Genomic DNA, 21,393 nt, shown 5'->3' on the forward strand with positions numbered 1-21,393 from the left:
ACAGCGGCCCTTACACTTTGAAAGTATAAAGGCCGCTGCCAAAGTATAAATCCTGCGTTTTACCGGTTATCCTCCGCGTACCACTCGGCAAAGGAGTTCTGTGTTTCCCAGAGCTTCAGGTGGTGCAGGTTTACGTACTCCGGCAGATGCTTCTGCAGCCGGTGCTGGAAATCGATCAGCATGTTCTCGCAAGTAGGCTGGTAGGGGGTAAGTACCAGCTTATGCTCATACTTGCGCAACGGCTCGAGCAGGTCCTGTGGCGAGCCCTGCGGCAGCACCAGCGCATGGTCGAAGGGTTGCACGATGTGCTCCTGGACCAGTTGCTTCAGGTCGCCGAAGTCCATCACCATGCCGTTTTTGGGGTGTTCTTCCTCCACGAGCGGCGTACCGATTATGGTTACCTCCAGTTTGTAGGAGTGGCCGTGGATATGGCGGCAGGGGCCGTCGTAGTTAAGCAGTGCGTGTGCCGTCTCAAAGGTGAAAAGCCTGGTGAGCCTGATCTTCGTCATCAAGTATAAAGCGTAAGGATAAAAGTATAAGTGATTATACGCGCAAGGTAGGCCGGCAGTAGGACGTATAAAATGACACAGGTCATTGTGCGGGTGGGGCAGGGGCAAAAGAAAAAGGCCAGCCCATAGGCTAGCCTTTCCTGCATTATATTTTAAAGAGACTAACGCTTCTCCACCGGAACGTAGTCGCGTTTGGTCTCGCCGGTGTAGATCTGGCGAGGACGGCCGATAGGCTCTTTGTTCTCACGCATCTCTTTCCACTGCGCGATCCAGCCTGGCAGACGGCCCAGGGCGAACATCACCGTAAACATATCGGTTGGGATACCGATGGCGCGGTAGATGATGCCGGAGTAGAAGTCTACGTTCGGGTAGAGTTTGCGCTCCACGAAGTATGAGTCATTCAGGGCAGCTTCTTCCAGCTCCTTGGCGATGTCGAGGATCGGATCGTTAATGCCAAGAGCGGTGAGTACTTCGTCTGCAGCCTTCTTAATGATTCTGGCGCGAGGGTCGAAGTTCTTGTACACGCGGTGGCCAAAGCCCATCAGGCGGAACGGATCGTCCTTGTCTTTTGCTTTCGCGATGAATTTCTTGGAATCACCACCGTCTGCCTTGATCTGCTCCAGCATCTCGATAACGGCCTGGTTGGCACCACCGTGCAGCGGGCCCCACAACGCGCCGATACCGGCAGAAACAGAGGAGTACAGGCTGGCGTTGGCAGAGCCTACCAAACGCACCGTAGAGGTAGAGCAGTTCTGCTCGTGATCGGCGTGCAGGATCAGCAGCTTGTTCAGGGCGTCTACTACCACCGGGTTTAGCTCATACTCCTCGGTTGGGTAGGCGAACATCATGTGCAGGAAGTTCGAGCAGTAGTCCAGCTTGTTTTTTGGGTAGTTCACCGGATGCCCGATAGAGTTTTTGTAAGACCAGGCAGCAATAGTTGGTAGCTTGGCCATCAGACGGATGATAGAAAGGTCTACCTCATCTTTCGTCTGGTTCGGGTTAAGCGATTCAGGGTAGAAAGCCGTTAGCGAGCTGATTAGGGCAGAAAGGATCCCCATCGGGTGCGCCGCAGAAGGGAAACCGTCCAGGATCTTGCGCATGTCCTCGTTCACCAGCGTGTGCAGTCTTATCTTGTTGCTGAAATCGTCCAGCTCCTGTGCTGTTGGCAACGAACCATAGATCAGCAGGTAAGCCACCTCGATAAAGTTCGACTTCTCTGCCAGTTGCTCAATAGGATAGCCCCTGTAGTGCAGAATACCCTGCTCACCATCCAGGAAAGTGATGGCGCTGGTAGTGGCCCCCGTGTTCTTATAGCCTGAGTCCAGGGTGACATAGCCGGACTGAGCACGCAGAGAAGAAATGTCTATCGCTTTTTCGTTCTCAGTACCCTCAACAACAGGCATCTGGTAAGATTTACCATCTAAAATTATTTCAGCAAATTCTGACATGTGTATTAGTTTTTTTGCGTAGTTGTGTCTCTTAATGAAGCGAAATTAGGTAAAATAGTTCTAAAAAGAAACGTGCTGCTTGCATAATATCTTACTTCTACAATGTATTAGCAAGCCACCTTATCTTCCCCACCTCTTAAAGCGGAAATCCCGTAAAATGTTTCACTTTTTCCGAAATCATTTAACAAAATGGTCATGTGGGTAGATGAAATTAAAAGGGTTTATACTTGTACGAAGGAAAGCCCCTGAAGCATGTAAACTCCATTTGTTTGGTGAGAAAGACGCGCTCTTTTCAAAGGACAGGTCATGTTCTTTTGCCGGTTTGCCCGTCTCGCACCTATATGAACCAATAGCTTTGAACCCGTAAATTGGCTATTTTTGCAGTATGTATACCCGCGAACAGGCATCTCAGATCAGGCAGCAGTTCTGGACCACTTTTGGCCAGTACCTTTCGCCGCAGCTCTCCGCCGATGGCTGGAAAGTGAACTGGCTAAACTATAAAACCGGTGTGAAGGATGTATACTTCCGGATGAACGCCGACAACAAGCGCGGGTACATTGCCATCGAGCTGGCGCATCCCGATACGGAGATGCAGGAACTAGTGTACGATCAGTTTCTGGAGCACAGAACCATGCTGCAGGAGGCGCTGGGCGAGGAGTGGGAGTGGCTGCTGCATACCTCCGACGAGTCGGGGCGGGTGGTGAGCAGGATCTATAAGGAGATCGCCCCGGTAAACGTGTTCAACAAAGACGACTGGCCGGCCCTGATCTCTTTCCTGAAGCCCCGTATTATTGCATTGGATGAGTTCTGGAGCAACGCAAAGTATAGCTTCGGAGGATAGGAGGCTGGTTACCAGGTCGTGTCATCATCGGGGTTGGTGAATCCGAGGCCCGGGCGGAAGCGGGTGCCTCTGCCATGCAGGTGGTCCCACATATCGGCCTCCAGCTTCAGCTTATCCAGTTGTATAAACTCCTCCCAACGCTCCCTGTCATCGGCATCGAACTCGTTTAGCAGCTCCTGCAGGTGCATGTTGCTACTTTCCTGCTGCTGTGCCACCAGGTGCGGGTTGGTGCGCAGCATGAGTTCTATCTTAATGCGGAAGTAGGTGTTCAGCTCCTTGTAGCGCGCCTCGTCCCAGTTCTCCAGGTTCGGGTTTTCCATCATACTTATGTTAAAAGCCTCTCGTTTAGTATACCCCGAATGGGGCGGCAAGTTATGTAGATTTCTTGACTCGCTTCTCCGGATATCTTTGTCCGCAACTTTTCTGATGCGGACTTCCAAGCCCACGTAAGCCGTATTTTATATTTGCCAATTTTCCTGGCGCAACTCTTCAGACTTGTATCCTAGTGATGGCGTCGGGTCTGTGACTCGGCTGGCTTAAAAAGCCCCGCTCTTTCGGATTTGCAATCCGAAAGTATGAAGCAGCGGATTTGTAATCCGCGAGAGCCATCCTTATACTTCGGCCATACTTTTATACTTACTTGGCGCAAGCGTCCGCTTGTGCCTCGATTAGAGCTACTGCTTTCCGCAACCTGAGCCAAGCTATCCTTACTAGCTGCAACTTATCTCTCCGCTGGCGCTAGTTTGCAACTCGTGTCCTACTTTGAGGTCGAGTTTGCAACCCGACTGGCTCGCAGATCCATGCTTCATACTTGGGCTGTACTTTCCTAGCCGATGTTTCCGGCAACTGGACACAAGCTATACCTGCTAGCTCCAGTTCATCCACGGCTTTACAACCTACTCGTTTCATTTCATACTTTGGCTCCCTCCAGGCCAGGAGGCCTCGTCCTTTGGCATCGCGCTGTCTATTGAAGCTGCTCCTCGCTGTCGCTCCGGGCTGCTGAGCAAGCTCAGCACCGCAACAATAGAAGGCGCTCAACCCAAGGACTGGGTATCAGTTCGATAGCTGCTGCTGACAGGGCTTGAACCAAGTCCCCCTTTGAAGGGGGCAGGGGGATGACCCTGAATAGCCCATGCTATGAAGCTTATACTTCTGAAATGGCAGCCACAGAAACTCCCCTCCTTGGAGGGGCCAAGGGTGGGTTTATACTTGTAGGGAGAGGTAAAACTCCAGCTTCGATTGATATAGCCTGAGTCGCAAGCAAAGCTAGGCAGCCCTGCCACGCTTACTCGAAAACAACACATGCACCGCCAGCGCCAAAACCGAAAACACCAGCCCTACCAGCACCACCCCGTTCCATTGCCATAGCTGCCATGCCTGGCTGGCAAGTATGGTACCGGTGGCGCCACCCATAAAGTAAGTGAACATGTACACTGTGTTGAGGCGGTTCCGTGCCTCGGGGTGCAGCGAGAAGATAAGCGTTTGGTTGGAAATATGGGAGCCCTGCAGGCCGAGGTCCAGGAGAATGACGCCTACCACCAGGCCCATGATGCTGTAACTGAAAAAACCGAACACGATGTAGGAAACGAGGATCATGGCCAGGGTGGCGAGCTGGATGTTGCGCGTGTCGAACCTGTCGCTAAGCCTGCCCATAACCGAGGCCATGATGGCTCCTCCGGCGCCAACCAGCCCGAAAGCGCCTGCCACATCACTGCCGGCAAAAAAAGGCGGGCCCTCCAGCAGAAAAACAAGCGTAGTCCAGAAGCCGCCGAAGCAGGCAAACGAAAGGGCCCCGCGTATCGAAGCCAGGCGCAGTACCGGCTCGGTCCGGAACAGGTGCACCAGCGACTTCATCAGGCTTTTATAGCTCCCTTTAAACTGCGGGTGTATCTCCGGGAGCAGGAAGTATAGGGCCACCCACAACAGCAGCATGAGCCCGGCGGCGATCAGGAACATGGCCCGCCAACCCAGGTGCTCGCCCACAAAGCCACTGAGCGTACGCGAGAAAAGTATACCTACCAGCAGGCCGCTCATCACCGTGCCTACCGCCTTGCCGCGCTCCTCCGGCCTGGCCAGGTGCGCCGCCATAGGCACAAAAAGCTGGGGCACCACACATGTGGCTCCAATCAGCAGGCTGGCTGCCATCAAAGTATAAATGTTGGGGGAGAAGGCCGCCAGCAGCAGCGAAAGTATGATGAGCACAAAGTCAACCAGGATCAGGCGCTTGCGCCGCAGCATGTCGCCGAGTGGGATGATGAACAGCAGCCCGATGGCATAACCCACCTGCGCCAGCATCGCCACCATGCCTGCGCTGGACTCTGACACCTGAAAAGTATCCGCAATCTTTACCAGCAGGGGCTGGTTGTAGTAGTTGTTTGCCACCACCATGCCTGAGGCAATGGTCATGAGCCAGAGGGTGGAGCGGGTAAGTTGCGGATCAGCGGCTGGGGTATGGGAAGGCGTCATGATAAGGTAAACGGATCATACTTTGCTATCTGCTACAACAGAAGCAACAAAGGTAAGGAGTAGCGGTTCCTAAAGCTTGTTTTTGTTTGCAGTGTCGCTGACTTACTTTCTGTACAAGTATGAAATCAATGGATAGCATCGGTCACAGCCCGCACCGGCAGCATAGCTACGCATCGTAAGGTAAGCACGCTTAGAGGCAGAAGCGTGGGGAAAGTGGGTTCTTAAAAGGCTGGCTGCTAAAAGTCATCCTGCCGGCTCGCACCGGGCGGGTTGAACAGGCCCCACTCATCCCATACATAATTCCATGGGTCGAAACCGGAAACCCAGTCCACGAAAAGCAGCCTGTACTCCTCAATGGCCTTGCGCAGCAGGGGCAGGTAGGTGGTATCCTTAAAGCCATACATCTCCAGGGCGGTGCAGTTGGTGAGCAGGTCGCGGGCGGCCTTGCGTATCAGCACGGCATTCTCCATCTGTATGTCGTAGAGGTCGGCACCTACGGCCCCTGCTACCTTAACCGTCAGCAGGGCAGCATCGGTTAGCATGCGTTCCCGCAGGTGCTGCAGCAGCGCGTTGTCCTCCGGCACCAGGTCCACGATATAGGAGGTAAGCTGGTAAATCTCTTCCCCTTTCCGGAAGATTGGGAGTTGGTCGTGTTTGTGCATGGGGCCTGGTTTAGTAAGGTGCGCTGCAGCAGCAGGTTATTCGTTAAAGTGGTACAGGAACGTGATGATGCCTGTGAAAGCCGGCTTTTTGCTGTTCTCGATCTCCAGCGTTACCTCGAGGCGGGCCTTGGCAATGCCGCGCAGGTTCTTTACCGACAGCAGTTTGGCACGCAGGCGCACGCGGCTGTTCACGGTTACGGCCTGGTTAAAGCGGAGAGTCTCGATCTCATAGTTCACCTGCATCTTCAGGTTCCGGATGGAGGTGATCTGCGACCACAGGTAGGGCAGCAGCGATACGGTGAGGTAGCCATGAGCGATGGTGGCCCCAAAGGGTGTTTCCTGCTTGGCGCGTTCCGCGTCCAGGTGTATCCATTGGTGGTCCAGGGTAGCATCGGCAAACTTGTTTATCTGCTCCTGCGTGATGGTATGGTAATCCGAAACCCCCATTTCGGTGCCTTCATACCTGGTAAGTTCTTCAAGGGTGCTAATTACTAACTGGCTCATAAGGTAAGGTTGTATGTGTTTGTGTGGCAGCGCTTCTACGTTATACCTGCTCTATCCATCAACCCGAATCAAACAGAAGTATACAGCAGGCACGCGCTGGTGCGAGGCCTAATATACGAAACTTCAATACTTAGTTGAATTAATAAATACTGTGATCGCCTCCAAAGTATGGTCTGTTTATAGTATGAGACAGCCATTTCCGGCGCTTTTTTTGCTGCATCTACCATATTTATAGCATAAAAAGTATACTTTTTATAATCCTGATAGTATAAAATATAAATGTTTTTGAATCTAAAAATCAAAAGCAATGTTTCCAAGATAGCCACCATTGCCTGCAGCAGGTAAACGTACAGGATCCTGCCAAGGAAATCCGGAAGCGGTGGAGAGATGGTTCTGCAGCCTAATGTAACACAGGTTACAGGATAAGGTGGCCCGGGATAGCCAACAACCCGGGCTTAGAAGACAGGGCGCTTTAGAAAAGGCCTTTGCAATGAGCGGATTTATACTTGCAGGCACTCGGAGTCTACGACTTTTGAGACAAAGCGCAGACGAGGAGCCGGGACAACATCAACAGGAATTCAGATAGATAATCAGGCAGGGGACTGCCGGTTCTAAAATAATAGATCACCTAAAACCCTAATTTCTATGATCAGATTAACGGCTTAGCAGTACCCCGGACTCCAGTCGCTGTTTGAGATACTGCTTGAAAAGCTCTTAAAAATGATTCTGACCATGTTAAGGAACACCCGATATGAACATTTTAGAAAAGATCAAGACAAATTACAGCGCCTCCATGAACGAGATGACAGTAGCTGCCTATCTCGAGGAGTGTAAAAAGGACTCGAAAATGTATGCCAAGCCCGCCGAGCGGATATTGGACGCCATTGGGGAGCCGGAGATCCTGGACACGCGGCAGGACCCGATGCTAAGCCGCATCTTCTCTAACAAGAAGATCAAGATCTACCCTGCCTTCAAGGATTTTTACGGCATGGAGAGCACCATCGAGCAGATCGTGTCCTACTTCCGGCATTCGGCCCAGGGGCTGGAGGAGAAGAAGCAGATCCTGTACCTGATGGGGCCGGTGGGCGGGGGTAAAAGCTCGTTGGCCGAGAAGCTGAAGCACCTGATGCAGCAGCACCCCATTTATGTGCTGAAGGCTGGCGACGAGGTGAGCCCTGTGTTCGAGAGCCCGCTGGGGCTGTTTGCCGATTATACCGATGAACTGGAAGAGGAGTATAATATTCCCGCGCGCTACGTGCCCAGCTGCATGAGCCCCTGGGCCTCCAAGCGCCTGCGCGAGTTCGACGGCGACATCAACCGCTTTAAGGTGATCCGGCTTTTCCCTTCTATCCAGGAGCAGATCGCCATTTCCAAGACGGAACCGGGCGACGAGAACAACCAGGATATCTCTACGCTGGTGGGTAAGGTGGACATCCGAAAGCTGGCCGAGTACCAGCAGAGTGACCCGGACGCCTACTCCTATACCGGTGGCCTTTGTCTGGCCAACCAGGGACTGTTGGAATTCGTGGAGATGTTCAAAGCCCCGATCAAGGTCCTGAACCCGCTGCTGACCGCTACCCAGGAGAAGAACTATAAAGGCACCGAACCAATCGGCGCGATCCCCTTCGACGGCATCATCCTGGCGCACTCCAATGAGTCGGAGTGGGCCAAGTTCCTGAACGATAAAAAGAACGAGGCCTTTCTGGACCGTATCTACAAAGTACAGGTGCCTTACTGCCTGCGCGTGAGCGAGGAGATCAAGATCTATGAGAAGTTGATTAGGGAAAGTTCGCTGCGCGAAGCGCCTTGTGCCCCGAAAACCATCGAGCTGCTGGCCGAGTTTTCGGTGATGTCGCGGCTGAAGGAGCCGGAGAATTCCAGCATTTACTCTAAGATGCGGGTGTACAATGGCGAAACGCTGCGCGAGACAGACCCGAACGCCAAATCCATACAGGAGTACCGCGATGATGCGGGCATTAACGAGGGCATGCAGGGTATCTCTACCCGCTTTGCCTTCAAAATCCTTTCCAAGGTCTTCAACTTCGACAGCGAGGAGATTGCCGCCAACCCGGTGCACCTGCTGTATGTGCTGGAGCAGGAGGTGATCAAGATGATGCTGCCGCCTGAAGCGGAGACAAAGTACCTGCACCTGATCAAGTCGGTGCTGGCCAGCAAGTATGCCGAGTTTATCTCCGATGAAATACAGAAGGCGTACATCGAGTCGTACAGTTCCTATGGCCAGAATATCTTTGAGAAGTATGTGATCTTTGCCGACCACTGGATTCAGAACAACGATTACCGCGATCCGGACTCCGGCGAGATCTTCGACAGAAGTATACTTAACGAGGAGCTGGAGAAGATCGAGAAGCCTGCCGGCATTGCTAATCCGAAGGATTTCCGCTCTGAGGTAACGAACTTCTTCCTGCGCTTCAAAGCCAACCACGGCGGCAAAAGCCCTCGTTGGGATTCCTATGAGAAGATCAAAAACGTGATCGAGAAGAAGATCTTCACCAATACCGAAGACCTGCTGCCGGTGGTGTCCTTCACGGTGAAAACCAACGAGGAGGACGAGAAGAAGCACCGCGACTTTACCCGCCGCATGCGCGACCGCGGCTACACCGACAAGCAGATCCGTATCCTGGTAGACTGGTTCATGCGCGTACGCAAAACGATGGCCTAAATAAGTTAGAGAGTTTGGGAATTTAGGAGTGAAGAGTTAAAGCTTAACACTTCTAATATTCTCATTCTCTAACTCCCAAACTCTTTAACTCTCTAACTCCCAAACTTCCATGTCCCACATCATCGACAGACGCAAGAATGATAAAGGAAAATCTACCGGTAACCGGCAGAAGTTCCTGAAGCGGGTGGAGCACCAGATAAAGCGGGCTATTCCGGACATCATCAGTCAGGAGAGCATCAAGGATACGAAGTCCGGTGGTAGCGTGAAAGTGCCCGTGCGCGGCCTGGAAGAACCTCATTTCCGGCACGACCCCAAAACCGGCAAGAAGTACATTGTGCAGCCCGGCAATGACAGGTTCAGCGAAGGCGACCGTGTGCCCAAACCCCAGAGCGGCGAGGGCAGCGGCAGGGGCAAGGGCTCCAACAGCCCGCAGGTAACAGAGGATGAATTTACGGTGGTGCTCTCCAGGGAGGAGTTCCTGAAATACTTCTTTGATGACCTGGCACTGCCCAACATGGTGAAGAAGCTGATGGAGAGCACCGAAAGCTTCTCGTTTCGCCGCGCCGGCTATACCCGCGATAGCGTTCCCTCCCGGCTCAACATCAAGACAAGTTACCAGCAGTCGCTGGGGCGGCAACTGGCCCTGAAAGGCGTGTTTGACAAAAAGCTGAAGGGGTTGGAGGAGCAACTGGAGAAGACAAAGAAAAAGGAGGAGCGGGAGGCGCTGGAACTGGAGATGGAGAAAGTCAGAAGGCAGGCCAACACCATTCCGTTCTTCGAGGACATCGACCTGCGGTATAACAACTTTGAGCGGGTGCCCATACCGGTTACCTCCGCGGTGATGTTCTGCATCATGGACGTGTCGGCCTCTATGGGCCAGCACGAGAAGGACATCGCCAAGCGCTTCTTCACGCTCCTGTACATCTTCCTGACGCGGCAGTACAAGAACGTGGAACTGGTGTTTATCCGCCACCACACCGAAGCCAAGGAGGTGAGCGAGGAGGAGTTCTTTAACTCGCGCGAGAGCGGTGGTACGGTGGTGGCCCCATCGCTGAAGCTGATGGACAAGATCATGCGCGAGCGGTATGATGAGAGCTGGAACATATACTGCTGCCAGGCTTCCGATGGCGATGTGTGGTCGAAGCAGGATGCGCTGGAGTGCAAAAACCTGGTGCTGGAGACCATTCTTCCGAACATTCAATACATGGCTTACCTCGAGATCAACAGCAAAGAAAGGGAAAGCGACCTGTGGCAGGCCTACAAGCGCATCAGCAACGACGATGACTTTGCCATCCGGCATGTGTACGAGCCCTACGAGATATGGCCTGTGTTCCAGGGGCTGTTTAGGAAGCGGAGTGAGGTAGTTTCTTGACTGTAAGACAAAGGACTTTGTGACGAAGGCCTGAACACTCGCTTGTGCGAGCTTTTAGCTCGTACTGCAGTACCAAACTACCGCTCTTTCGGATTTGCAATCCGAAAGGCAGTAAGGTCGTTTCTTGCCTGTTAGACAACTGAATTTATGACAAAAGAACGCTTGCATTGTCTGATTAAAATCCTTTGTCCTTTGTCAAATAATCCTTTGTCTAATAAAACCCTGCAGACGTCGTGATACTTAATACATGCTACCTGATACGCAAAAAACACCCAGAAAATGACAGATAAAGATAACTATAAGGCCATGTTCTGTAACCCTAACTGGGATTACGAGACGCTGGAGGCGGCGGATGAGGTGATCAGCAGGATAGGGAAGGAGTACCTCAGGCTGAAGACCTACCCGAACCAGATCGAGGTGGTGACCTCGGAGCAGATGCTGGATGCCTACGCCCTCACCGGTTTGCCCACATCGTACCCGCACTGGAAGTTCGGGAAGGATTTCGTGCTGAACCAGAACAACTACACCAAGGGCCGCATGGGCCTTTCGTATGAGCTGGTGATTAACTCCAACCCCTGCATCAGCTATAACATGGAGAACAACTCCACCTGTATGATGCTGCTGGTGATCGCCCACGCCTGCCAGGGCCACAATGCCTTCTTCGCCAATAACTACATGTTCCTGGACTGGACCTCGGCAGACTCCATAGTGGACTATATGGCCTTTGCACGGGAGTACATCCTGAAGTGCGAAGAGGAGTATGGCGAGGAGGAGGTGGAGCGGGTGCTGGACGCCGCCCATGCCCTGATGCACCACGGGGTAGACAAGTATAAAAAGCCGTCTAAAGTATCGGCAAAAGAGGAAACCGAGCGCCTGAAAAAGCTCACCCTTATCAAAAGGGAAAACTATAACGAACTCTGGCGCACGCTGCCCTCCATGCCCGATGTACAGGAAACCAGCAACAGCGACGATCACAGGTTTCCGAAGGAGCCGGAGGAGAACATTTTATACTTTATAGAGAAGTATGCGCCGGCGCTGCCGCCCTGGAAACGCGAGATCATCCGGATTGTTCGGAAGGTGGCGCAGTACTTTTACCCGCAGGGTGCCACTAAGGTGATGAACGAGGGCTTTGCCACCTTCACGCATTACCACATCATCAACAAAATGTTTGACGAGGGCTATGTGAACGACGGCTTTATGCTGGAGTTTCTCAAGAGCCACAGCAGTGTGCTGTACCAGCCGGAGTATAAAAGCAAGTTCTACTCGGGTCTGAACCCCTACACGCTGGGTTTCAATATTTTTATGGACATCAAGCGCATCTGCCAGGAACCGACCGCCGAAGATAAACAGTGGTTCCCCGACCTGATCGGCAAGGATTGGCTGCAGCAGGTGCATTACGTGATGGAGAACTTCCGCGACGACAGTTTCATACTGCAGTACCTCTCCCCGAAGGTGATCCGCGACATGCGGTTGTTTACCATCGTGGACTGTGAGTATGAGGACGAGTATGAGATCGGGGCTATCCACAACGAGCGCGGCTACCGTAAGGTGCGGGAACACCTGAGCAACCAGTACGACCGCGCCACACTGGTACCCAACATACAGGTTACCAAAGTAGATCTACACAGAACCAGCAAACTGCACCTGACGCACTACATCCAGAAAGACCGCCGCCTGGACGCCAATAGCGCCAAGGACACCTTAGACCACATCCGCTACCTGTGGGGCTTTCCGGTGGAACTGCACTCCAAAAATAAGTTGGGGATTAACGAGACTACTTTTGAGGTGAAGTGACCTCCCCCTGCCCCCTCCTCATAACAGGAGGGGGTAAAGATTTATGAATGCCTGTGCTGTTCCGGCCAACTATATTCAGAACCTGATCTGCGGCGGACTTATTTGCATACGTGTCAGAGAAGCCGGCAAATCCACCCCGAGCCTCCGAGGGAGGCAAACTTACGTTCATACCTGTACTGTTACGGTTACCTGTTCTTTGTAGGAAGCTTCCCTATAAACGGGATCTGTGGCACCCAAATTCATATTTATCCAAGCAGCCTCGGGCATCACTGCAGACATTTTTTTGCAACCATCTATACTTTCAGGGGTTATCTATACTTTAGCAGACCATCAAACCTAACGCATGAAGTATAAACAGCTCGAAAAATCAGACCTGAACATAAGTGAAATCAGCTTTGGCTGCATGTCGCTGCTGGGAGATGAGAAGACAAATGTACAGTTGCTGCACCAGGCACTGGACAAGGGCATAAATTACTTTGATACCGCCGATCTGTACGACAAAGGGCAGAACGAGGAAACGGTGGGCAAGGCTTTTAAGGGAATGCGCGAGCGGGTGATCATCGGCACGAAGGTAGGCAACCAGTGGCGCCCCGATGGTAGCGGCTGGGACTGGAATCCGACCAAGGCTTACATCCTGCAGGCGGTGGAGGAGAGCCTGCGCCGGCTGCAAACCGACTACATCGACCTCTACCAGCTGCACGGCGGCACCATCGATGATTCCATAGACGAAACCATCGAGGCTTTTGAGCAGCTGAAGCAACAGGGCAAGATCCGGCAGTACGGCATCTCGTCCATCCGCCCAAATGTGATTCGGGAGTATGTGCGCCGCTCCAATATTACCAGCGTGATGCTGCAGTATAGTTTGCTGGACCGCCGGCCCGAAGAGGAGGTACTGGAGTTGCTGCAGCAAAACAACATCGGCGTGTTGGCACGCGGTAGCCTGGCGCAGGGCCTGTTGGCTGGAAAACCGTCCAAACCATACCTAACTTATACTTTAAAGGAGGTGCAGCAGGCCGCCGACGCGGTGGAGGCCGTGGCGGGAAACGCTCGAAAGGCCTCTGAAACGGCCATACAGTTTGTGTTGCATCACCCGGCTACAACCTCTACCGTTCTGGGCATCCGGACAAAGGAGCAGTTAGAAGATGCATTACTGGCTGCCAATGCAGAGCCGCTGCACCAGGCGGAAGTGCAGCAGCTACAGGCGGTGCTGCCGGTCAGCAAGTATGAGCAGCACCGATAACCTCTCTACCGCTGGCGCGGGCTTGTAGCCCGTGCCTTTTATGCTTGCTGCTATACTTTATGCTTCTCTGGCGCAAGTGTTCGCTTGTGCCTCTCTTTGCCTCTGCTAGCTGCAACTGGAATCAAGCTATCCTTCCTAACTGCAGTTCATCCTAGGCTTTACAACCAGCTTGTTTCATTTCTGGCTTTGGCTCCCTCCAGCCCGGGAGGGCTCGTCTTCCCGCATCGCGCTGTGTTCCCTTCCTTCGCTACCCTTCGGTCGAAATGCCCTTGCAGGGCACCGGAATCTCACAAGGCGCTCTTTCTCGAGGGCCCCTACCCCCACGGAAAGACTGGGATCAGATTCGATAGCCACGGCTTTAGCGACAGAGCAAGTATAAGTGGAAGTGATTTTATACTTTGTCTCTTTTATCCTTAGTCACATAGTCTTTCGTCCGAAATTCCAGATAGATCTCTCACAGCTACGCTGGCTCTCTTCGGCTCCCGCCTCAAGAGTACTCAAGATGACAGGGAAAGGAGCAAGTATAGCTCCCTCCCCTGTTCTTAGAGGAGGGCTGGGGAGGGGTGAATTCCCCTCCTCGGAGGGGTTAGGGGTGGGTTAATACTTTGTAGTCCTGCTGTTCCGGATTTGCAATCCGGGACGCTGTTACCTGCGGATTTGCAATCCGCTTTTCTGTCCGTAGCTACTGCCTTTGCTATGGCAGATTACAAATCCACGGCTATTATACTTCCGGATTGCAAATCCGAAAGAGCAGGATTCCCTTCCGGGGTGGGTTTATACTTGTGTAGGGACAGGTCGGGACCTGTCCGCGCGATACCAGCAGAAACGGAGCTCATACTTGAGCCACAGTAATCACAGGCTCCCTTCCTGGGGGTAGGGGCGCTCGAAAAAGACAAGTCTCAGATCCCGGACTTGTTTCGGGAGATGGGCAGGGGTGGTTGGACCCGGTGCTGCAGAAACACGGACACGGATGTCCGCATCAAACATTAAAGTATAAATTATAGGTTGGGCAGCGATCGGTGGCTACAAAAAAACAGCAGCAGCAAAACTCATTTGCTGCTGCTGTTCTGTTTATACCGATGCTATACTTTAGCTGTATCGCTCTTGCGGTTCCTTAGTCGTAACTGTTCTTTTTCTTTTCCAGCTTAGCGGCCTTCTTTTCCTTTTCAGTTTTGGCCGGCTTCTTTTTTACGTCTTTTTTAGCGTCTTTAGACTTTGCCATGGTTTGTAGGATTTTATGGTTTAGCTAAAGGTACGCTATTTTTTGCTTTATGGCCGTGGCAACCGCATTATCTGAAAATATTTATGCTCATCCGGCTATGTAGGAATAATGCACCTCCAGTTCACCGGCCTCGAGGCCCATAGCAATGCCCTGCAACAGGATACGGTAGTTGGGGTGCGCCGCATCGCTCAGGTCTTTTTCTATGTCATGGATGGTGGTTTGGAAAGGATCTTCACGGAAAAAGCGGAACCACAGTTTTTTATCGGTTTCATCATCTTCTTCCTCTTCGGCATCGTCGTCATGCATTACCTGTAGCTCAATCTCCCGAAGCCGTGCAACCAGGTTATCCAGGTCAAATTGGTTATCGAGGTATGCGTTAAAAACCTCGCTGGCGATGGCGGTGTAGTTTGGTTGTTTGGTCATAGGGGTATTGACTTTAACGTTTGTACGTGATTTGTTACCAAATGCGCTTTTGCTCCTTCAGCCAGTCAAAGATAAGCTGATCCACCGGAGAAATAAGCGCCCTGTCGGCATAAGATAGCCACACCACCTCTTCAATTTCAGCAGAGGCCGCGATGGTGCCAGTATACCTGCCCTCGAAGCAGGTCATCTTTACCTGCACCCCCTCCGGGTGACTGTCGGCTTGGGCCTGGAAAATGCCGGTAAACGTCATACTTTCTTCCACCAGGTTTACACTTAACTCTTCCTGTATCTCGCGTTGTAGCGCCTGAAAGTCTGTTTCGCCTGCCTCGCGCTTGCCGCCCGGTATGTAGTACTTGCTTCTGCCCTTGCTGCGGGTGCTGAGTATCCTGCCGTCCCGGATCTCGATCCAGGCCAGCTTGTCGATGATCTTCATGTATGGGTAAGAGTTGCTGAGAGAAATTAAAGAAAATAAGTATATTTTGGTCAGTGTACTTGTTGTGTTGCTTTTCCCGTGGCTACCAGGTGAGCTGCACTACGCCAGTTCCGCTACCGCCTGCTTCAGGTTACCGGAAATGGTGTGCAGCCATTTTAGCTGTTCGGAAATAAGGCGGGCCTCCTTCAGGTTTTTTAGAAAGGCGGGGTCGATCGGCTTATAGCTTGCTCCGTCCAACTGGCGGGTGCGTATGGCAACAAGCTCGTTATACCTGCCCTCCAGGTGTCCGTATGCTTCTACCAACTCTTCTTTCGTTACTTCCGCTGCCTGTGCCTCCTGCTGCAGTGCTTGCAGCGCCTGCGCCAGGTTGTCGTCTATTGATTTTATGATCAGGTTGAAGTAGTCTGAGGCGGCCTCCGCGTTGTTGTCCCGGATAAAAGTGCCCAGCGCGGCCGCAGCAGCTAGAAAGGTATGGTTCAGGCCAACGATCTCGTAGATCTTCATCAGGTTCTGCTGCGTGGATTTCGGCTCCTGGCTCATCCGCTGGAAAGCAGCGTTCAGGTTGCCCATCTGCAGGAAAGCTTCTTTCCGGGCGAGCTTATAGACCGTGGTGTTCTGCGTTTTGTGCTGGTTATACCTGTCAATCTCGGCCAGGTAGGTACGGTTGGCGTTCAGAGCCTTCACAATGTTGCCTTTTATACTTAACGCTTCCCACGATGGCCACAAAAAGGAGATCGCCCCCATGGCAATGGCTGCCCCTGCCAGCGTATCGATCACCCTGTACTGGATCACGTCGAAGGCATCTGGTTTGATAAGGGCATAGATAAAAATGATACCGGTGGTAACGAAGACAGAGGAGGTGCGGTAGTTTTTCTGCATAAAGCTTAAGGAAAGTACCAGCGATACCAGGGCAAGCGCGCCATACAGGTATACGTTCTGCACCAGCAGTACCACCATGCCCGCTATGGCCGCACCTAACAGGGTGCCGTAGAGCCTGTGCTTCGACCGCTCCTTGGTAAGGGTAAAGCCGGGCCGCATAATCACCATAATCGTGAGCAGTATCCAGTAAGCGTTCTGTATCGGGAAGATGATGCCCAGCACGTAACCCAGCAGCATGGCTATCGTGAGCCGGGCGGCATGTTTAAAAATGGGCGACTCAGGCGTGAAGTTCTCCCTTAAGATCTGCACATCATAATCCTGCTGGGTAATAAACCGCTTGCTCTCCCTGCTTTGCAGGCCTATACTTTGCTGGCCCTCCAGGTCCTGGTATACCCGCTCGATAGCCGTTATCTTTTGCAGCAGCTTTTCTTCATAATCCTGCAGGTTGTGGAGCAGGAGCGCCCCCTCCCGGGCCTGGGGCAGCTTCAGTTCTTCCACATACTGCCTGATGCTTTGGCGGCACTTTTCCAGCAAGGGCTCCAGGTCTTTCTCCGCTGAAAGAGCACGCCCCAGTTGCATGCTGTCGGCCACGTTATCCAGCTTGTCTGACAGCTCAAAAACCAGTTTAAGGAACGGCAGCAATATCCTGGCTGATTGCCCGAAAAGTTGTCTGGCGCGCTCGTAGTTAGCCGGGTTGGCAAGCGATAGTTCCAGTATGTCGATCAGCTCAATAAAGATCAGGAGTTGCTTGCGGTGGTAGTTAGACGTGCCGGTTCTTTGCCTTTCGTGCAGGAGCACCTCGCGCAAGGCCTCGTGTGTCTCGTTTAGCTTCACTTGCAGGTTGTAGAGCTCTTTCTGCAGGGCCTCCTGCTCCTGGCTCTCGGTAGCCAGTTTGCCGCGCAACTGTATGTAGCGGGCTGTCTGCCGCAGACAGTCGATGATGAGGTTTTCGGTTTGCCGCCTTTGCAGCAGTGAATGGAATAGAAGCGAAAGCAGCAGGGCCCACAGGCCGCCTGCTCCAATCAGCAAGCCATGTATAAGAATGTCGGCACCGGTTTGGGCGTGTACGAAGCTGAGTACAATGGCCATCAGCCCCGCAAAAGACACCAGGGAAGCCCGAAAGCCATAGACCGAGATAAAGGAAATGGAAAAAACCAGCACCGCCAGCACCGGAAGCAGCAGATACAGACTGCCCGATACCAGGTGAATGGCCATACTGGCTAACATGGCAATGGCAGCAGAAACGAGTATACCTATGGTCTTATGCTGTCTGCTGCCCGCCACATCGCTCCCCGAAGCCAGCATAACCCCAATGGTAATGCTCAGGAAGTAGGTCACCTGCCCGAGCCATACTCCCAGTGCAAGAGGCACAGCAGCGCCAAACGTAATTACCAGTGCCTTTACAAAGTCGGTACTCTTGATAAATTGTCTCAACTCTTGAAGCATAATGCTAATGTACGGGAAGTAGCGGCACGAAGCAGCATCAGTAGCCAGAACTATCGCTATCCCATAATTTTTCTATGTATTCAAGTATAAGCAGAAGCATTCGGACATATTGCGGGCATCCTAGAGAAGCTGCTCCCCGTTATACTGCTCGTATACAGGAACAGACGTATAGTTGCAAGGTGGAAACCAGGTAAATCTCCTATCACTCTCTTTAATTAAAAGGGCTTTATGAAATGGCAAGGCAGAAGAAAAAGCAGCAATATAGAAGACCGTAGAGGACAATCAGCAGGTGGTGGCAGAGGCATCAGTCCCATGCTGCTTATCCCTTTGTTCCGGCTCCTTTTCTCGAAAGTGGGGCTGGTTATTGTGGGGGTACTGTTGCTGCTGATGTTTTTGACAGGAACCAACCCGATAGCGCTCCTGCAGCAGTTTGTGGGCGGCGAGCCGCAGTATGCACAGCAAACCGAATACCAGCCAAGCCCGGAAGAGCAGGCGCTGGCCGACCAGACGGCTGTTGTGCTGGCAGATACCGAAGATGTCTGGAATAATCTCCTGCAAGGGTACCGGGAGCCCACGCTGGTGCTGTTTTCGGAGCAGGTAAACTCTGCCTGCGGGCTTGCTTCTTCCGCCACAGGCCCATTCTATTGTCCCGGCGATGAGAAGCTGTACATCGATCTTAGCTTTTTTGGCGAAATGGATCGGAAGCTGGGTGCTCCGGGAGACTTTGCGCAGGCCTATGTGGTGGGCCATGAAGTGGGGCACCACATACAGAAGCTCACGGGTACTATGGAGCAGGTAAACGCCATGCGGGGCAGACTATCCGAAGCGGAGTTTAACAAACTCATGGTAAGGTTAGAGCTTCAGGCTGATTTCTATGCCGGCGTGTGGGCGCATCATACGCAACGGTCAACAGGTTTTCTGGAGCCCGGCGACCTGGAAGAAGCCCTGAATGCAGCCAGCGCCATCGGCGATGACCGTCTTCAAAAACAAGCCACCGGCAGGGTAGTGCCAGACTCCTTCACACACGGCACCTCCGCCCAAAGAGTCCGCTGGTTTAGAAAAGGCTTTGAGACAGGCGATGTGTCACAGGGCGATACGTTTAATGCCGAGCAGTTGTAGAGCAATGGTTGTAGACTCGTAGCAATACAGAAAGCCTCTCCAGGAATGGGGAGGCTTTCTGTATTGCTAGTGCGAGCTTGCAGCTCGTATTACATTTCTTAAGGGGTTTCGTTTCTGAAGGATGGGAGCACGAGGCGTTGACAGAGCAAATTTCTCTAACTCTAAAACTTCAATCAATCTACATGCCTTCCAATTGGTCATTAATGTTTTCAGCTTTACCAGAAATAGAGCTTATTTCGTTTGTAACTTCAATCTGGCTTATAGATTCAATTTCTTCCGAGAGACGGTAATCTGTTGTTATTAAATCTAAGAGATCGAAATATTCTTCACAATTAATTAAGCCAATTATATCTTCTGCCTCATTTACTAATTGAGACACGATAAAAATTGGCTTTTCTTCTTTGCCCTGAATTGATCTTGTTTTTTCTTTACACTCATCGGAAAAGTAATTTTCTAATTCCCCTCTTAATATAAAAATATTATGAGTTCGAAGCAGGTGCATAAACTCTTGAACTTTAACCTTATGCTCTTCCTTAATTTGCTCAAACTTTTTTATTCTTAAAGGCTCTTTTATTCGATTCTGAATTTCTTTAGAATCGATTTTTAAGCCTTCACTTTCGAGGTAGCTTTTAAACTCATTTATTTTTTCTATAATTTTTACTGCGAGACTCCTATTAGCTGAAATCTGACTGTTAAATGCATTATAACTGTCTTTTATAGATGAGAGAGATCTAACATTTGTTAAGAAGCTAGAAAACTGCCTTAACAGGAAATCAAAATCAGCAAGTATGTAGCAGTCTATACCTAATTCAGTAAGCTTATTATAATATTTACTGAATTCAGTCTTACCACCAACTGCAATCACAGAACAGTTTTTATCATTTAGCCAATTTTCTCCTAATGACTTCTCTTTGACTTTACCATAATACTTTGAAGCTGCTTCTAAGATGTATTTTTCACCACCTTCAACAAGTATAACTTTATCAGCAAAGAACATCTCGGAATTTTGAGATTTAATAAGAATCTGTTTCTCCTTTGAATCGTCAAAAGTTGTGTTTTTGCCTATAGTACCTAAAGTTTTATCTTTTCTAATCGAGATTATATTAAAATTGTCATGAGCGGAGGTAATGAACTCTGTAGAGTGCGTAGTGAGAATAACTTGGTTACGATTCCCTTCTAAAAATTCATCAATTCGATTTGAAATAACTCTTCTTGCTTGGGGATGTAAGTAAAGTTCTGGTTCCTCAATAGCTAATAATGAACAATTAGTATGATTATGATTTCGGGTGTAGTAGTGAAAAAGGCCAATGATTACTGCACTTTGAATACCTGAGCCTTTATCTTGAAGTAAGCTGTTAAAACCATCATTCACATAAATTAATGCACTTTTATAAACATCAACTTTTGTGTCTGGATTAAACTGAAAAGAAATAGAAGTATCTGGAAAGGCTACTTTAACTTGGCTATCATTGATTCTGTTTTTTAAGCCTCCAAAAATTGAGTCTGATACATTTTTTAAATTATTAAATGCTTCTGTTAATTCTGGATCTTCCGCATTGATATGGTTTCTCAACAACTTACCATACCAAGACCATTGGTTTATCCTTAATTCGCTTTGAGGATCTCTGAAAGATGGAATAATTGCACTCTGTAAGAATTCTGTTCTGATACTGGCAGAAAAAGTCATTATCCATTCATTCGTTTTTGATTCCTTATAGAACAATCTACATTGCTTGTGAATCTTGCCGTTCTGAAATGAAGCTCTGAAAGCATAAGCGAAGATGTATTTATCATCAAGAGCAATCTCAAATGGCCTATTTTCTCTTCTCTTTCTACTTACATAATATGAGTTATTATCTTCTTCCTCAATATCTAAGGCAGTATCTAAGTCTTCCCAAAATTCTACTAAGGAGTTTCTTGAAAGCCTGTGTCTTTCTGGATTCCTATTTGTGGAGTGAACTTTAAAGCCATAACAGTTTTTATAGATTTCATCAAAATCTATTGACTCATCACTTTCTCGCTCTAAAACACAGAATAAAGTTATATGCTGATCTTTATTTCCTTTGTGAAAATCATTTTCACTAATGTTTTCACTTTTTTGGTAGGTAGGGGAACCTTCACCAAGAAGTATATCAATAGCTTGAATAATATTGCTTTTCCCTGCATTATTCTTCCCCACAATTACATTCTTCCCCTTCTTAAATGCTAAGTCTAACTCATTAATTGAGCGGTAATTTTTTATTCGGAGTCTAGATAGATACATGAAAAGTTTGTTTTATAAGATTTGTAATAAGGAGTTTGCTGAACAATCAATAGAGACTACAGTATGTTAAGAGCTTACTTCCTCAACTTCCG

The 21,393-nt window shown here is 50.5% G+C and carries 16 protein-coding genes; 6 read left to right on the forward strand and 10 right to left on the reverse strand.

The features are described from left to right. Nucleotides 1–59 precede the first annotated feature (59 nt). Both OH144_RS04675 and OH144_RS04680 read right to left on the reverse strand, forming a co-directional pair. Entirely contained in the window at nt 60–509 is a 450-nt protein-coding gene (locus OH144_RS04675) for a 6-pyruvoyl trahydropterin synthase family protein (RefSeq protein ID WP_266205138.1), read from the reverse strand. Between the two features lie 161 nt (nt 510–670). After that, a complete protein-coding gene (locus tag OH144_RS04680; protein ID WP_266205139.1) occupies nt 671–1,957 on the reverse strand; it encodes a citrate synthase in 1,287 nt (428 codons plus the stop codon). Nucleotides 1,958–2,342: 385 nt separating this feature from the next. Between OH144_RS04680 and OH144_RS04685 the strand changes: the two genes are divergently transcribed. Beyond that, a complete protein-coding gene (locus OH144_RS04685; RefSeq protein ID WP_266205140.1) occupies nt 2,343–2,798 on the forward strand; it encodes a DUF4268 domain-containing protein in 456 nt (151 codons plus the stop codon). An 8-nt stretch (nt 2,799–2,806) separates the two neighbouring features. On the opposite strand, the gene OH144_RS04690 is transcribed toward OH144_RS04685, so the two are convergent. The 4 genes from OH144_RS04690 to OH144_RS04705 form a co-directional block, all read right to left on the reverse strand. Beyond that, nucleotides 2,807–3,121 (reverse strand): hypothetical protein, encoded by a 315-nt coding sequence (locus OH144_RS04690; RefSeq protein ID WP_266205141.1) that lies wholly within the window; start codon nt 3,119–3,121, stop codon nt 2,807–2,809. 943 nt (nt 3,122–4,064) lie between these two features. Then, nucleotides 4,065–5,264, reverse strand: coding sequence for an MFS transporter (locus OH144_RS04695; protein WP_266205142.1), 1,200 nt, complete (start codon nt 5,262–5,264; stop codon nt 4,065–4,067). A 236-nt stretch (nt 5,265–5,500) separates the two neighbouring features. After that, nucleotides 5,501–5,926: a hypothetical protein gene (locus OH144_RS04700; RefSeq protein ID WP_266205143.1), complete on the reverse strand. Its 426-nt coding sequence runs from the start codon at nt 5,924–5,926 to the stop codon at nt 5,501–5,503. A gap of 36 nt (nt 5,927–5,962) precedes the next feature. After that, complete coding sequence (locus tag OH144_RS04705; RefSeq protein WP_266205144.1) at nt 5,963–6,430, reverse strand: MaoC family dehydratase; 468 nt, start codon at nt 6,428–6,430, stop codon at nt 5,963–5,965. A gap of 751 nt (nt 6,431–7,181) precedes the next feature. Here OH144_RS04705 and OH144_RS04710 point away from each other — a divergent pair. The 4 genes from OH144_RS04710 to OH144_RS04725 all read left to right on the forward strand — a co-directional run bounded on the left by OH144_RS04710 (nt 7,182) and on the right by OH144_RS04725 (nt 13,516). After that, nucleotides 7,182–9,110, forward strand: a complete 1,929-nt coding sequence (locus tag OH144_RS04710) for a PrkA family serine protein kinase (RefSeq protein ID WP_266205145.1) — start codon at nt 7,182–7,184, stop codon at nt 9,108–9,110. A 109-nt stretch (nt 9,111–9,219) separates the two neighbouring features. Beyond that, a complete protein-coding gene (locus OH144_RS04715) occupies nt 9,220–10,482 on the forward strand; it encodes a YeaH/YhbH family protein (protein WP_266205146.1) in 1,263 nt (420 codons plus the stop codon). A gap of 279 nt (nt 10,483–10,761) precedes the next feature. Beyond that, the gene (locus OH144_RS04720; protein WP_266205147.1) at nt 10,762–12,276 is read left to right on the forward strand and encodes a SpoVR family protein; all 1,515 of its coding nucleotides are present in this window, start codon (nt 10,762–10,764) and stop codon (nt 12,274–12,276) included. 343 nt (nt 12,277–12,619) lie between these two features. Continuing rightward, nucleotides 12,620–13,516, forward strand: coding sequence for an aldo/keto reductase (locus OH144_RS04725; RefSeq protein ID WP_266205148.1), 897 nt, complete (start codon nt 12,620–12,622; stop codon nt 13,514–13,516). A gap of 1,309 nt (nt 13,517–14,825) precedes the next feature. Here OH144_RS04725 and OH144_RS04730 read toward each other — a convergent pair. From OH144_RS04730 to OH144_RS04740, 3 genes are all read right to left on the reverse strand, one after another. Beyond that, nucleotides 14,826–15,161 carry a hypothetical protein gene (locus tag OH144_RS04730; protein WP_266205149.1) on the reverse strand — a complete coding sequence of 112 codons (336 nt, stop codon included), beginning with the start codon at nt 15,159–15,161 and terminating at the stop codon, nt 14,826–14,828. A 34-nt stretch (nt 15,162–15,195) separates the two neighbouring features. Then, the gene (locus tag OH144_RS04735) at nt 15,196–15,594 is read right to left on the reverse strand and encodes an NUDIX hydrolase (RefSeq protein WP_266205150.1); all 399 of its coding nucleotides are present in this window, start codon (nt 15,592–15,594) and stop codon (nt 15,196–15,198) included. Between the two features lie 99 nt (nt 15,595–15,693). Beyond that, entirely contained in the window at nt 15,694–17,919 is a 2,226-nt protein-coding gene (locus OH144_RS04740; protein ID WP_266205151.1) for an FUSC family protein, read from the reverse strand. Between the two features lie 228 nt (nt 17,920–18,147). Between OH144_RS04740 and ypfJ the strand changes: the two genes are divergently transcribed. Then, entirely contained in the window at nt 18,148–19,038 is an 891-nt protein-coding gene (ypfJ, locus tag OH144_RS04745) for a KPN_02809 family neutral zinc metallopeptidase (protein WP_266205152.1), read from the forward strand. 178 nt (nt 19,039–19,216) lie between these two features. On the opposite strand, the gene OH144_RS04750 is transcribed toward ypfJ, so the two are convergent. Beyond that, nucleotides 19,217–21,301: an ATP-dependent nuclease gene (locus tag OH144_RS04750; protein WP_266205153.1), complete on the reverse strand. Its 2,085-nt coding sequence runs from the start codon at nt 21,299–21,301 to the stop codon at nt 19,217–19,219. Between the last annotated feature and the right edge of the window lie 92 nt (nt 21,302–21,393).

The sequence above is a fragment of the Pontibacter kalidii genome (genome assembly GCF_026278245.1).
Classification (GTDB): Bacteria; Bacteroidota; Bacteroidia; order Cytophagales; family Hymenobacteraceae; genus Pontibacter; species Pontibacter kalidii.